At 29.1% G+C, this 13,582-nt stretch carries 15 protein-coding genes; 8 read left to right on the top strand and 7 right to left on the bottom strand.

Features of this window, described 5'->3' with window-relative positions; all coding sequences use genetic code 11:
• The gene (locus KV700_RS13055) at window positions 1–762 is read left to right on the top strand and encodes a phytanoyl-CoA dioxygenase family protein (protein ID WP_218598143.1); all 762 of its coding nucleotides are present in this window, start codon (window positions 1–3) and stop codon (window positions 760–762) included.
• Here the strand turns inward: KV700_RS13055 and KV700_RS13050 are convergent.
• From KV700_RS13050 to KV700_RS13025, 6 genes are all read right to left on the bottom strand, one after another.
• Window positions 759–1,229 (bottom strand): DUF4230 domain-containing protein, encoded by a 471-nt coding sequence (locus tag KV700_RS13050; protein WP_218598142.1) that lies wholly within the window; start codon window positions 1,227–1,229, stop codon window positions 759–761. The two genes, KV700_RS13055 and KV700_RS13050, sit on opposite strands and share 4 nt — an antisense overlap.
• 158 nt (window positions 1,230–1,387) lie before the next feature.
• Window positions 1,388–2,008, bottom strand: coding sequence for a lipoprotein signal peptidase (locus KV700_RS13045; protein ID WP_218598141.1), 621 nt, complete (start codon window positions 2,006–2,008; stop codon window positions 1,388–1,390).
• Between the two features lie 43 nt (window positions 2,009–2,051).
• Complete coding sequence (locus KV700_RS13040) at window positions 2,052–2,708, bottom strand: hypothetical protein (protein WP_218598140.1); 657 nt, start codon at window positions 2,706–2,708, stop codon at window positions 2,052–2,054.
• Window positions 2,709–2,776: 68 nt separating this feature from the next.
• Complete coding sequence (locus KV700_RS13035) at window positions 2,777–3,154, bottom strand: TraR/DksA C4-type zinc finger protein (protein WP_166387554.1); 378 nt, start codon at window positions 3,152–3,154, stop codon at window positions 2,777–2,779.
• 5 nt (window positions 3,155–3,159) lie between these two features.
• Window positions 3,160–6,567: an isoleucine--tRNA ligase gene (gene ileS, locus KV700_RS13030; RefSeq protein WP_218598139.1), complete on the bottom strand. Its 3,408-nt coding sequence runs from the start codon at window positions 6,565–6,567 to the stop codon at window positions 3,160–3,162.
• Between the two features lie 182 nt (window positions 6,568–6,749).
• On the bottom strand, window positions 6,750–7,514 hold the full coding sequence (locus KV700_RS13025) for a TerB family tellurite resistance protein (protein ID WP_166387550.1): 765 nt from the start codon (window positions 7,512–7,514) through the stop codon (window positions 6,750–6,752).
• A 422-nt stretch (window positions 7,515–7,936) separates the two neighbouring features.
• Here KV700_RS13025 and KV700_RS13020 point away from each other — a divergent pair, with 422 nt between their 5' ends.
• From KV700_RS13020 to KV700_RS13010, 3 genes are all read left to right on the top strand, one after another.
• Window positions 7,937–8,347, top strand: a complete 411-nt coding sequence (locus KV700_RS13020; RefSeq protein WP_166387548.1) for a BrxA/BrxB family bacilliredoxin — start codon at window positions 7,937–7,939, stop codon at window positions 8,345–8,347.
• A gap of 77 nt (window positions 8,348–8,424) precedes the next feature.
• Entirely contained in the window at window positions 8,425–8,664 is a 240-nt protein-coding gene (locus KV700_RS13015; RefSeq protein WP_218598138.1) for a hypothetical protein, read from the top strand.
• Between the two features lies 1 nt (window position 8,665).
• Complete coding sequence (locus tag KV700_RS13010) at window positions 8,666–9,325, top strand: HD domain-containing protein (RefSeq protein WP_218598137.1); 660 nt, start codon at window positions 8,666–8,668, stop codon at window positions 9,323–9,325.
• 10 nt (window positions 9,326–9,335) lie between these two features.
• Here the strand turns inward: KV700_RS13010 and KV700_RS13005 are convergent, their stop codons facing one another.
• Window positions 9,336–10,208 carry an AraC family transcriptional regulator gene (locus KV700_RS13005; protein WP_166387542.1) on the bottom strand — a complete coding sequence of 291 codons (873 nt, stop codon included), beginning with the start codon at window positions 10,206–10,208 and terminating at the stop codon, window positions 9,336–9,338.
• Window positions 10,209–10,416: 208 nt separating this feature from the next.
• Between KV700_RS13005 and KV700_RS13000 the strand changes: the two genes are divergently transcribed.
• From KV700_RS13000 to KV700_RS12985, 4 genes are all read left to right on the top strand, one after another.
• A complete protein-coding gene (locus KV700_RS13000) occupies window positions 10,417–10,995 on the top strand; it encodes a DUF3244 domain-containing protein (protein ID WP_218598136.1) in 579 nt (192 codons plus the stop codon).
• A gap of 253 nt (window positions 10,996–11,248) precedes the next feature.
• On the top strand, window positions 11,249–11,803 hold the full coding sequence (locus KV700_RS12995; protein ID WP_218598135.1) for a hypothetical protein: 555 nt from the start codon (window positions 11,249–11,251) through the stop codon (window positions 11,801–11,803).
• A gap of 255 nt (window positions 11,804–12,058) precedes the next feature.
• Complete coding sequence (locus KV700_RS12990) at window positions 12,059–12,643, top strand: hypothetical protein (protein ID WP_218598134.1); 585 nt, start codon at window positions 12,059–12,061, stop codon at window positions 12,641–12,643.
• 271 nt (window positions 12,644–12,914) lie between these two features.
• Entirely contained in the window at window positions 12,915–13,469 is a 555-nt protein-coding gene (locus KV700_RS12985) for a hypothetical protein (RefSeq protein WP_218598133.1), read from the top strand.
• Window positions 13,470–13,582: the final 113 nt, after the last annotated feature.

The raw sequence follows: 13,582 nt of genomic DNA, 5'->3' as shown, positions 1-13,582 counted from the left end.
ATGAACAAATCAAATTTACCTTTATCAAAAGAGCAAATAGTTTTTTTTAAAGAAAACGGATATTTAATTTTAGAAGATATTATTGAAAAAAAGATTACTGATACATGGCTTTCTGATTTTGAAAACTATTTCGGACTTGATATTTCAAAACCAACTTCTTATCCTTTAAAAGAGAAAGGAAATGGAAAAAGTGTTAATTTTTTGAAATTTTCTAATAAAAAAATTACAATTAACAATCATCCTAAAATTAAAAAGGCTGTACAACAATTAGCAGGTAAAGCAATAGATGGAGGTATGGAACAATTTATTATCCACGCTCCTAACCCTAAAAAAAAATGGGCACTTCCTAACTTAGCTCATATAGATTTAACTCCTAAAAATTTTAATTGGCGTTTCATGATTGGTTACACCGCTTATGGAACTGAAACAAAAAAAAATGGAGGTTGTTTTATTTTTTGGCCAAAGAGTCATAAAAAAATATGGAAGTTTATAAAAGAGAATCCAAATTATTATTTTGATATTTCAAACCTAACTGCAGATAAAATTCAAGAAAAATACCAAGAAATTGTATCTGGAAAACCAATACAATTTACAGCAAAACCAGGTACTGTTTTATTATGGCATTCTATGCTTCTACACAATGGTTCTATGAATACAAATGCAACACCTAGAATAGGAATATTTGGACGGTTTGGAAAACATTTAAAAGAAAATGAAACTAGAGAAACTTTTAAATCTATGTGGGGAGATTGGTCAATTTAATCTTTAAATTGTTTCGAAAAACCAGAACCCGTATTATCTACAACTTGCCAATTATAAACAGCCGAGAGCTGATATAGTTTAGACAACTCTTCAAACAATCTTGTTTTTGCTTTTTCTTTTAAATCGGTAACTTCTATAGTTCTTTTGATTTGTTCGATACTTTTTTGGTTGATTTTATTTAAATCATACTTAGAAAAAGCATTAAACTGACTTTGTTGTAAGTCGAAATATTTTACATCTGGTGAAATTACAACCTCTTCTTTCGGTATTTTATTGATGTAAATTTTCTTACCTAAAGAATCTATTTGAATTTCTAATTTAGATAAATCATAACCAACCTCTACCGTAGCGTTTACAGTTACAATGGCTTTTTTATCAAAAGAAAGATAATCGTAAAAGTATTTTTTAGAATCTGAATAATTATAAACTTCAGAAAAAATTCCTTTAGAAACAACTAGCTTACTCAAATTTTTAATAGAGGTAACCACTACTTGTATTTCTTCTTGTTTATGATTTCTCTCGCTTCTATCACACCAATATTTGGCGATAAAAAATCCCAGAAAAAAAATAACAAGGTATTTTAGAAAGCGTTTCATAGGCTTAAACTTTCTTTAAAGGTAAAAGATTATTCTTTTAAAACAACCGGCTCATCTTTAGGAAAAGCTTGTTTACTAAAAATAAATAATAAAGCTACACCAATACTTATAAAAGCATCTGCAGGGTTAAATATATATTGAAAAAAAGTAAACATTTCTCCTCCTATAACAGGTATCCAATCTGGCAGAACGCCTTCCCATAAAGGAAAATAAAACATATCTACTACTCTACCATGAAACAACTCTCCATAAGGTTTGTCTGCAAATAGTGTTGCTACTTTATGGTTAGAACCATCAAAAATAGCTCCGTATAAAACAGAATCTATGATATTACCAACTGCTCCAGAAAAAATTAAAGCAATGGCTACAATTACAGCATTGTGTACTTTCTTTTTAATGTTTTGTATTAACCAATAGATAATTCCGGATACTGCAACCAACCTAAATAAGGTTAAAAAGAGTTTCCCTGCTTTACCACCAAACTCAAAACCCATTGCCATACCATTATTTTCTGTAAAATGGATTCTAAACCAATCGAAAACAACTACCTCTTCACCTAAAATAAAGTGTGTTTTTACATAAATTTTAATTACTTGATCTAAAATAATTGCGATAAAAATAATTAGAATAGCAAGACTCTTTTTTGACATTTGTATTGAATTTGTGGTAACAAAAATAACAATATTATTGTGTTTATTTCGTTGTTAAGAAAATATTAGCTTTTATAGAATTTACAAGCACTTTTTTATCTGATTTTTCTACTCTTTTCTGATATGTTTTATCAACTAAAACATCGTTAATTTTTAGTTTACCTGCTTTAGAAACAACATTAATATTTGTATTATTTAATGTAGCATACAAGCTACCAGCATACATTCTTACTTCTAAATTAGCAAAAATAGTATGTAATTTTAAAATTCCTTTTTCAATAAAAATATTTAAACCTCCTTTGTAACTTTTAGCTTCAATATTTATTTCGTCACCAAAAACAGTAACCTCTTTATTACTTGGAATTTTAAGAACTACACTTGCTCTTTGCAACCTTTCTGTTATAAATTTTCTAAACACCTTATCTGCTGGCAAACTTTCTGGTATTTCAAATTGAATCTTTAAAGTGTTAAATTCTTCTTTGTAAATAATATGTTGTTCTGCTATATTTTCTGCAATTAAATAAACTTCTACAAAGTTAGACTCAGAATTTTCTATAACAAAACTATCTAACCCATGTGTAGAAATTTCTATTGCTTTTAATTGAGTTTCAAACTTTTTTACCACTTTCTTTTGCGATAAAACAGGAGCAGAAATTAATAAAAAGAAAAACACTATTTTCAGTTGAGTTTTAAAAGACATAATCTTAAAATTATAAAAATAAAAAAAAGCTTCCCTAAAGAAGCTTTTTAATTATGATCAGAAAATTATTATTGTTTACGTTTAGCTTCAATACTTAAAGTAGCATGAGGTACTATTCTTAAACGTTCTTTCTGTATTAGTTTACCTGTTACTCTACAAACACCATACGTCTTATTCTCTATACGTAACAATGCATTTTTTAAGTCTCTAATAAACTTTTCTTGTCTTATAGCTAACTGAACATTTGCTTCTTTGTTCATCACTTCAGAACCTTCATCAAAAGATTTAAATGAATGTGAAGTATCATTTGTACCGTTATCTGAATCATTTTTATAGGCAGCTTTTAACAATATCAAATCTTCATTTGCTCTTGCTATTTTTTTATCTATAATTGCTTTAAACTCTTGTAAGTCTTCCGCTGAATATTTTTGTTTTACGTCTGACATAAATCTTACATTTTTTCGATTAATATTCTACTTTTTATGGTATCAAACTCAATTTCTGTACCATCCTTTAATTCATCTACAAAAACCAATTCTTTGGTTAATGTTTCACTCATTATGTAGTCTTTATTATCCGTAATAGATTTTTGTAAGTTCTCGAAATTTAAAACCGTTAATTTTATTCTATCTGTTACTTCTAAACCTGTGTCTTTACGTGCATTTTGGATTCTATTTACCAATTCTCTGGCAACTCCTTCTTTACGCAAATCTTCTGTTATGGTAACATCTAAAGCAACTGTTAACGCTCCTTCATTTGCAACTAACCACCCTTCTATATCTTTAGATGATATCTCTACATCTGAGAGTTCTAAATTAATATTTTTTCCATTAACTTCAAGAGAAATGTTTTTATCTTTTTCTATTTTGTTAATATCTTCTTGGGTAAACTTTTGCACCTCTGCAGCAATAAAACGCATGTCTTTTCCAAACTTAGGACCTAATGTCTTAAAATTAGGTTTTATTTGTTTGATTAAGATATCTGAAGCATCATCTAAAATCTGAATTTCTTTAATGTTTACTTCATTTTTGATAAGATCTGCAACCGCTAAAATTTCTTCTTTCTGTTGTTCATTATCAACAGGAATCATTATTTTTTGTAATGGCTGACGCACTTTAATCTTTTCTTTTGCTCTAAGTGATAAAACTAAAGAAGATATTACTTGTGCATTTTCCATTTTACGCTCTAGGCTCTTATCTACAAAACTTGCATCAAAAACAGGAAAATCTGATAAGTGAATACTTTCTGATGTTTCTTTACCAGTTACAGAGTTTAAATCTTGATACAATCTGTCCATAAAGAACGGCGCAATTGGCGATGCTAATTTTGCAATCGTATTCATACAAGTGTACAAAGTTTGATATGCAGAAATTTTATCTGTTTCGTAAGTTCCTTTCCAAAAACGTCTTCTACTTAAACGCACATACCAGTTACTTAAGTAATCTTGTGTAAAGTCAGATATTGCTCTTGCAGCTCTCGTTGGCTCGTATTCTTCATAGAATTTATCTACTTTATTAATTAAAGTATGTAATTCAGATAAAATCCAACGGTCTATTTCTGGTCTATCTTCTAAAGCAACATCTGCTTCTTCATAAGCAAAACCATCAATATTTGTATATAAAGTAAAGAACGAATAGGTATTATATAAAGTTCCGAAGAATTTACGTTTTACCTCTTCTATTCCGTCTAAATCGAATTTTAAATTGTCCCAAGGATTTGCATTTGCAATCATGTACCAACGTGTTGCATCTGCCCCATAAGTTGATAATGTTGTAAAAGGATCTGTTGCGTTTCCTAGACGTTTAGACATTTTATGTCCGTTTTTGTCTAAAACTAAACCGTTAGAAACAACATTTTTATAGGCAACCGAATCAAAAACCATTGTTGCAATGGCATGTAATGTATAAAACCAACCTCTGGTTTGATCTACTCCTTCTGCAATAAAGTCTGCAGGGAAAGATTCGTTTCCATCAATTTTTTGTTTGTTTTCAAACGGGTAATGCCATTGCGCATACGGCATAGAACCAGAATCGAACCACACGTCAATTAAATCGCTTTCACGTTTCATTGGTTGTCCTGATGCTGAAACTAATACTATTTCATCAACAATATTTTTATGCAAATCTATTTTCGCATAGTTTTCTTCGGAATTGTTATCAACCTCAAAATCTTCAAAAATATCTTTTGCTAAAACACCTGCTTCAACAGCTTTCGCCATTTCGCTTTTTAATTCTTTAACAGAACCAATACAAATTTCTTCTTTACCATCTTCTGTTCTCCAGATTGGTAATGGAATTCCCCAATAACGAGAACGAGATAAATTCCAATCGTTTGCATTTGCCAACCAGTTTCCAAAACGACCAGTTCCTGTAGATTCAGGTTTCCAGTTAATAGTTTTGTTTAAACTGTGCATTCTGTCTTTAACATCAGTTACTTTAATAAACCAAGAATCTAATGGATAATATAAAATTGGTTTATCTGTTCTCCAACAATTTGGATAACTGTGTTTGTATTTCTCAACCTTAAAAGCTTTATTTTCTGTTTTTAACTTAATCGCTAACTCAACATCAATAGATCTTTCTGGCGCTTCACCATCAGGATAATATTCGTTCTTTACATATTTACCTGCAAACTCGCCCATTTCTGGTCTAAACTTACCTTGTAAATTTACTAGAGGAACTAAATTATCATTTTCATCTTTTACCAACATTGGCGGAATTGGTGGTACCGCTTGTTTTGCTACCAAAGCATCATCTTGACCAAAAGTTGGTGCTGTATGTACAATTCCTGTTCCGTCTTCTGTAGTAACAAAATCTCCTAAAATTACCCTAAAAGCATCTTGCGGATTATCATTTGGTCTACAGTAATCTAAAACTGGTTCGTATTTAATATCAACTAAATCTTTACCAATAAATTCTTTTATAACGTGATAAGGTATTTTTTTATCACCAGAATTATAAGAACTTAATTCTTCTGTAGTTGCTACTTCAACATTATTTTTACCTGCAAATTGCTTTCCAACTAATTTCTTAGCTAAAATTACTTTGATAGGTTCAAATGTATATTGATTAAACGTTTCTACTAAAACATATTCTATTTTAGGTCCAACTGTTAATGCAGTATTAGAAGGCAACGTCCAAGGGGTTGTTGTCCAAGCGATAAAATAAACCGTTCCTTCGTTTTGTAAAAAGTCTGGAAGCGTATTTTCTACAGCTTTAAATTGTGCAACAATTGTGGTATCAGTTACATCTTGATATGTACCAGGTTGATTCAGCTCATGAGAACTTAAACCCGTACCCGCTTTTGGCGAATATGGCTGAATTGTATACCCTTTATAAATTAATTTTTTGTTGTAAATCTCTTTTAGCAACCACCAAACAGATTCCATATATTTAGGTTCGTAGGTAATGTATGGATCTTCCATATCTACCCAGTATCCCATTTTATTGGTTAAATCATTCCAAATATCTGTGTAACGCATCACCGCTTTTCTACAAGCTGCATTATAATCTTCTACAGAAATGGTTTTTCCAATATCTTCTTTGGTAATTCCTAATTCTTTTTCTACACCCAATTCTATTGGTAAACCATGCGTATCCCAACCAGCTTTACGCTTTACCTGGAAACCTTTCATGGTTTTATAACGTGGAAAAATATCTTTAATAGCTCTTGCTAAAACATGGTGAACTCCTGGAAGTCCGTTTGCAGAAGGAGGTCCTTCAAAAAACACAAAAGGTTTTGCATTTTCTCTAGAAGATACACTCTTTTCGAAGATGTTATTTTCTTGCCAATAGCTTAAGATTTCTTCTGCTACTTTTGGTAAGTCAAGTCCTTTATACTCAGGAAATTTCGCTTTCATTTTCTGTCTTTTCTAATAAGATTGCGAATTTACTGAAATTCTTCTAATTTTTAAGTTTGTTTCTAAAGAAGTTACAAAGCATAAAAAAAGTTACAAAATTGAGAGGAAACGAAATGCTAACTTCGTAAACTCTGCAACTTTGTAACTCTTTAACGTTGTTACTTTAAAACTTGAAACGATATCTACATACCTCTCTCGTTTTTTATTTTTTCATAAGCAGCTTGTATGCTTTGGAATTTTTCATTCGCACCTTTTAAATGCTCCTCTCCTAAACCTTGTAACTTATCTGGATGGTATTTTTTCACCATTTTTCTATAACCACTTTTTACTTCTGCATCTGTAGCAGTCTTTTCTAGATCTAAAATTTTGTATGCGTTTTCTGAAGCATCATGAAACATTGCTTTTATAGACTCAAAATCGTTTTGGTTGATGTACAAATAACCAGCCATTTTTCTAATTTCTTCTATTTCAGACTCTGCTACAAAACCATCTGCTTTTGCAATACCGAATAAGAAATGTAATAATTGCAAACGAGATGCGTGAGACATATTTTGTCTAATCTGTATACAAACTTGACGCGCAGAAACTTCCTTTTTTATAATTCCGCTAAAAAGCTTAAAGGCGTTGTTGGCTCTTTCTTTACCGTACATGCCAACAAATTGAGAACGTACAAAGTCTAATTCGCGCTGATCTACTTTTCCGTCAGATTTTATAACGATGGAGGCTAACACCAATAAACTCATTTCAAAATCTCCAGATTGTGTGTCTGCAGCACTACTTCTACCACCAGATTGTCTGGTTCTTTCGTAATCTATTTGCTCTTGTGTTAAGTCTTTTTCTGAAAAACCATCTACAAAACTACCTACTGCAAAACCAATGGCTGCACCTATTGGACCTCCAAAAGTAAATCCTAATCCGGCTCCTAACCATTTTGTAAAACTTCCCATTTTTTATTTTTTATTTGAAGCGGCAAAGTTACAAAGTTTCAAAGAAACAAAGACTTATAGTTTTTGAAATTGGGTTGTTTGAAATTTTAAAAATATTAACACTGTAACTTTATTACTTTTTTTACTTTCTAACTCTGTAACTAATAAACTTTGTTACTTAGATGCATGAAGGATTGAAAAGTTTGTTTGAGCTCTCCCGCTTTTTAGCGGGAAGCGAGCTTTGAAAGCCTGACGATTTTTTAAAAAAAGTGCAGTGTAAACGGAACTTTGTTTTAAAAATGGGCATGCCCAAAGAATAAAGAATAGCTTTTTAATAATTTATTTGATATCAATTTTATTGATATTTCTATTGAGACAACTATTTTTATAAAGTTGACTTTTCTTTAACTTATACCTATCTTTGCATTTTAAAATTAGAAAATATGTATCCAGAAGAATTAGTAAAACCAATGCGCGATGAGTTAATTAACGCAGGTTTTGAAGCATTATATACAAGTGAAGACGTTGAAAACGCAATAGCTAAAAAAGGAACTACTTTAGTGGTAGTAAACTCTGTTTGTGGTTGTGCTGCAGGTACTGCAAGACCAGGAGCAATTGCTTCTTTAGGTGCAGATAAAGTACCTACAAATTTAACAACTGTTTTTGCAGGTGTAGAAAAAGAATCTACACAGAAAGCACGTGAGTTTATGATTCCTTTTCCTCCATCATCTCCAGCAATGGCTTTATTTAAAGATGGTAAATTGGTACACATGTTAGAGCGTCACCATATTGAAGGAAGATCTGCACAGATGATTGCACAGAATTTAGCACAGGCTTACGAAGAGTTTTGCTAGGCTTCTAAAAATATATTATACAAAAAAAATCCACTTAATAATATAGGTGGATTTTTTTTTCAATAACATTACTTATTATGGCTTCAGAATTTTCTACATACACCAAAGAAGAACTTATAACGAAACTAAAAAAGCAAAAAAACTTTTTTAATATTAAAATAGTTGTCATTCTTTTAATGGTAGTATTTGCTGCTTTTTCTACCATGGAAAACGGCATTTCTTTTCATACTTTTTTACCTTTATTTTTTATACCAATGTCTATTTATATGTATGTCGATATCAAAAATATTAAAAAAGAACTTGCTTTAAGGAAATAATATGAACAAAGAATTAGTAATTGAAAACACAATTGGTTTTGTAAAAGAAACCTTAAAAGATGCCGAAGGCGGACATGATTGGTTTCATATAGAACGTGTCTATAAAAATGCTGTTTTAATTTCTAAGGATGAATCTGTAGATGCTTTTGTAGTTTCTTTAGGTGCTTTGTTGCATGATATTGCAGACCCTAAATTCTTTAATGGAGACGAAACTGTTGGGCCTAAAATAGCTACAAAATTTCTAGTAGAACAAAACGTAGCTAAAGATGTAATAACACATGTTATAAATATTATAAAACATATTTCTTTTAAGAACTCTTTAGAAACTAATGGTAAAAAATTTACGTCTAAAGAATTAGAGGTTGTGCAAGATGCAGACAGATTAGACGCTATTGGCGCCATTGGTATTGCTCGTTGTTTTAATTATGGTGGCTTTAAAAATAGAGCATTATACGACCCAGAAGTTCTACCAAATTTAAATATGACTAAAGAAGAATATAAAAATTCTTCTGCTCCAACAATCAATCATTTCTACGAAAAATTATTGCTATTAAAAGATAAAATGAATACTGTTACTGGACAGCAAATTGCTGCAGAGAGACATTTATTTATGGAATTATTTCTAAAGCAATTTGATGATGAATGGAACGGCATTAAGTAATATAAAATGCTTAATTCTGAATTAAACTCATCATTTCACTTCTATATTTAGATGCTGATTTACCTGTAAATTCTTTAAACAATTTATTAAAGTGAGAAAAGTTATTAAAACCACATTCAAAACAAATATCTGTAATACTCGTTTGGCTTTCAGACAATAACTTAGTTGCATGTACAACTCTATATTCATTTACTAATTTAGTAAACGTTTTACCCGTTGTTTTTTTAAAGAACCTACAAAACGCAGGAACGGTCATACTTACCAAATCAGAAATTTCATCTAAACTGATGTGCTGATTAAAATTCTCGTTTATATGTTTAAAGATAATATCTATTTTACTGCTGTCTTGTGGTTGGGTTTCAAAAGCAAAACCATCTGCATTTAATAATGTATAATCTTCAGATTTAGAAAGCGTGTGTAGTATTTCTAACAAAATTAAAATTTGCTTAAACCCCTTCTTTTCAGAAATTTTCTCTATTCTAGGACCTAATTTTTCTTTTGTTTTAACACCAAAAATAATTCCTTTCTTCGCTTTTTCAAACAAAATACTAATAGGTTTCATCTCTGGGACTTCAAAAAAATCTTCTCCTAAAAAATCTGGTTTAAACTGTACTAATGTTTCAGACCCATTGGTGGTTAATCTATCTGTAAACCCATTATGTGGCAAGTTAGAGCCTATTAATAATAACTGACTATTATTAAAGTAAGACAAATGATTACCAATATGTCTTTTTCCCTTTCCTTTATTTACATAAACTAATTCAATTTCTGGATGAAAATGCCAAAATGCTTTTATTTGCTTTAAAAACTCTGTATGTTTTTTTACCAGTATTGAGCTTCCAAAATCTGGACTAATTTTCTCTAAAGTAGGTTTAACTTTCATAAATAGTACTATTTAACTGCAAATTTACGACACTTAATACTAAAAAGCTGTATAAAATTAACAAAATAATATAGTATATTAACTTTACTTTCTTTTAACGCGTAGATAGTAGATAATATAGCATATAAAATCACCAATTTAGATGTTTTAGAAACAGAATTGCTGTCATAACTTTGCAGTGTTATTAATACGGTAAATTACAAATAAAATGAAAATAAAGAAAATTATATTAGTTGCTTTAATGTTAGGAACATTAATAACTAACGCAAACGAAAAAGACAATACAAATTATAAAGAAGCAAAGGGAACTGTTAAAGTTGAATTTAATAATGTAAAAAAAGGTCATACTTTAACTATTAAAAATGCCAACGGTTTAACTGTATATAATAATGAAATTAAAAATTCTGGAAACTATTCTAGAACATTTGATTTTTCTGCTTTAGAAAACGGAGTTTACGCTGTTGAGTTAAATAAAGACTTCGAAATTGTTATTAAACAATTTTATGTTGAAAACGGATTGGTTTCATTTATAAACAACAATAATGAAAAAATATTTAAACCGATCATTAGAACTGAAGGTAAATTATTATTGATATCAAAAATTAGTTTTAACAACGAACCTTTAAATGTTACTCTTTATTATAATGATGAAGCTGTACTTTCTGAAACCATATCTGGAGACAAACTTTTACAAAGAGTTTACAAATTATCTGAACAAAAAGTAGGTTCTTATAAAGTGATTATTAGTTCTAATAACAGAACTTACGTAAAAGATTTTACAATATAAAAATTTAGTTAATTGTTTCATTAAATTACTGCTATAATTTAATGATAAAAGCGAGTCCAAATGGACTCGCTTTTTATTTGCACTACTTTTAGAGTAAAATGAAATTACCACAAATATACTCTATATTAACCTTGTGTTGATTTACATTTACCAGCAATGATAAAATAACATATAATTATACCAATTATGATGTTTTTAGAACTTAACTACCACCATACCTTTGTAGTGTTACTAACCATTAAATAATAAAAAGATGAAAACAATAATAAAAACAATTTTAGTAGTAACATTAATGTTTGGAACATTAATTGGTTATGCAAACAACAATACAGAGCCTGCTAACATAGTAACTGTAAAAAAGGGAAATGCTTTAACAATTAAAAATGAATACGGAATAACAATATATAAACAAGTATTACAAAATACTGAAAACAATACTAAAACTTTCGATTTAACGAATTTAGAAGATGGTTTATACACTACTGAATTAGAAAAAGACTTCGAAATTATTGTTGAGAAACTAGAGGTTAAAGACGGTTCTGTTACTTTTTATAAGAACGAAAATGAAATAATTTTTAAACCAGTAATTAGAACAGAAGGGAATTTGGTTATGATTTCTAAAATTGAATTTGGAGACCAACCTTTAAACGTTACTTTATACTACCAAAACAACATTATCGTTTCTGATAAATTGAATGGTAAAAAAATATTAAATAGAGTTTATAAATTGTCTGAAGCAGAAAAAGGTGCATACAAAGTTGTTATTAATACCGATAACAGAACTTACGTAAAAGATTTTACAATATAAAAATTTAGTTAATTGTTTCATTAAATTACTGCTATAATTTAATGATAAAAGCGAGTCCAAAAGGACTCGCTTTTTATTTGTATATACTTTTAGATCAAAATAAAATTACCACAAATATACACTATATTAACATTACAATTAATTAAAGTTAATTAATAATGATAAAATAACACATAATTATACCAATTATGATGTTTTTAGAACTTAACTACCATTGTACCTTTGTAGTGTTACTAACCATTAAATAATAAAGAAATGAAAACAATAATGAAAACAATTTTAGTAGTAACATTAATGTTTGGAACATTAATTAGTTACGCAAACAACAACACAGAACCTACTAACACAGTAGCTGCAAAAAAAGTTAAAGCTGAATACAAAAACGTAAAAAAAGGAAATGCTTTAACAATTAAAAATGAATACGGAATAACAATATATAAACAAGTATTACAAAGCGCTGAAAACGATACTAAAACTTTCGATTTAACCAATTTAGAAGATGGTTTATACACAACCGAACTAGAAAAAGACTTCGAAATTATTGTTAAGAAACTAGAGGTTAAAGATGGTTATGTTACTTTTTATAAGGATGAAAATGAAGTAATTTTTAAACCAGTAATTAGAACAGAAGGAAATTTGGTTATGATTTCTAAAATTGAATTTGGAGACCAACCTTTAAACGTTACTTTATACTACCAAAACAACATTATCGTTTCTGATAAATTGAATGGTGAAAAAATATTAAATAGAGTTTACAAATTGTCTGAAGCTGAAAAAGGTGCATACAAAGTTGTTATTAATACCGACAACAGAACTTACGTAAAAGATTTTACAATATAAAAATATAGTTAATTGCTTCATTAAATTCTACTATAGTTTGATGATAAAAAGCGAATCCAAATGGATTTGCTTTTTTTTTGGCTTAAAGATTTCCTATACCGACTATATAACATTAGATATAATTACCTTAAATATATTCTATTTTACCCACCACAACAGCTAATACAAGCTAACTTAACAATATACCACACAAAGTTACCAATTATGATGTTTTTAGAACTTAACTACCATTGTACCTTTGTAGTGTTACTAACCATTAAATAATAAAGAAATGAAAACAATAATGAAAACAATTTTAGTAGTAACATTAATGTTTGGAACATTAATTAGTTACGCAAACAACAACACAGAACCTACTAACAAAGTAGCTGTTAAAAAAGGAAATGCTTTAACAATTAAAAATGAATACGGAATAACAATATATAAACAAGTATTACAAAGCGCTGAAAACGATACTAAAACTTTCGATTTAACCAATTTAGAAGATGGTTTATACACAACTGAACTAGAAAAAGACTTCGAAATTATTGTTAAGAAACTAGAGGTTAAAGATGGTTCTGTTACTTTTTATAAGGATGAAAATGAAGTAATTTTTAAACCAGTAATTAGAACAGAAGGAAATTTGGTTATGATTTCTAAAATTGAATTTGGAGACCAACCTTTAAACGTTACTTTATACTACCAAAACAACATTATCGTTTCTGATAAATTGAATGGTGAAAAAATATTAAATAGAGTTTATAAATTGTCTGAAGCTGAAAAAGGTGCATACAAAGTTGTTATTAATACCGACAACAGAACTTACGTAAAAGATTTTACAATATAAAAATATAGTTAATTGCTTCATTAAATTCTACTATAGTTTGATGATAAAAAGCGAATCCAAATGGATTTGCTTTTTTTTGGCTTAAATATTTCCTATACCGACTATATAACATT

It is taken from the genome of Polaribacter sp. NJDZ03 (genome assembly GCF_019263805.1).
Classification (GTDB): Bacteria; Bacteroidota; Bacteroidia; order Flavobacteriales; family Flavobacteriaceae; genus Polaribacter.
This window is presented reverse-complemented; position numbering and strand designations above follow the sequence as displayed.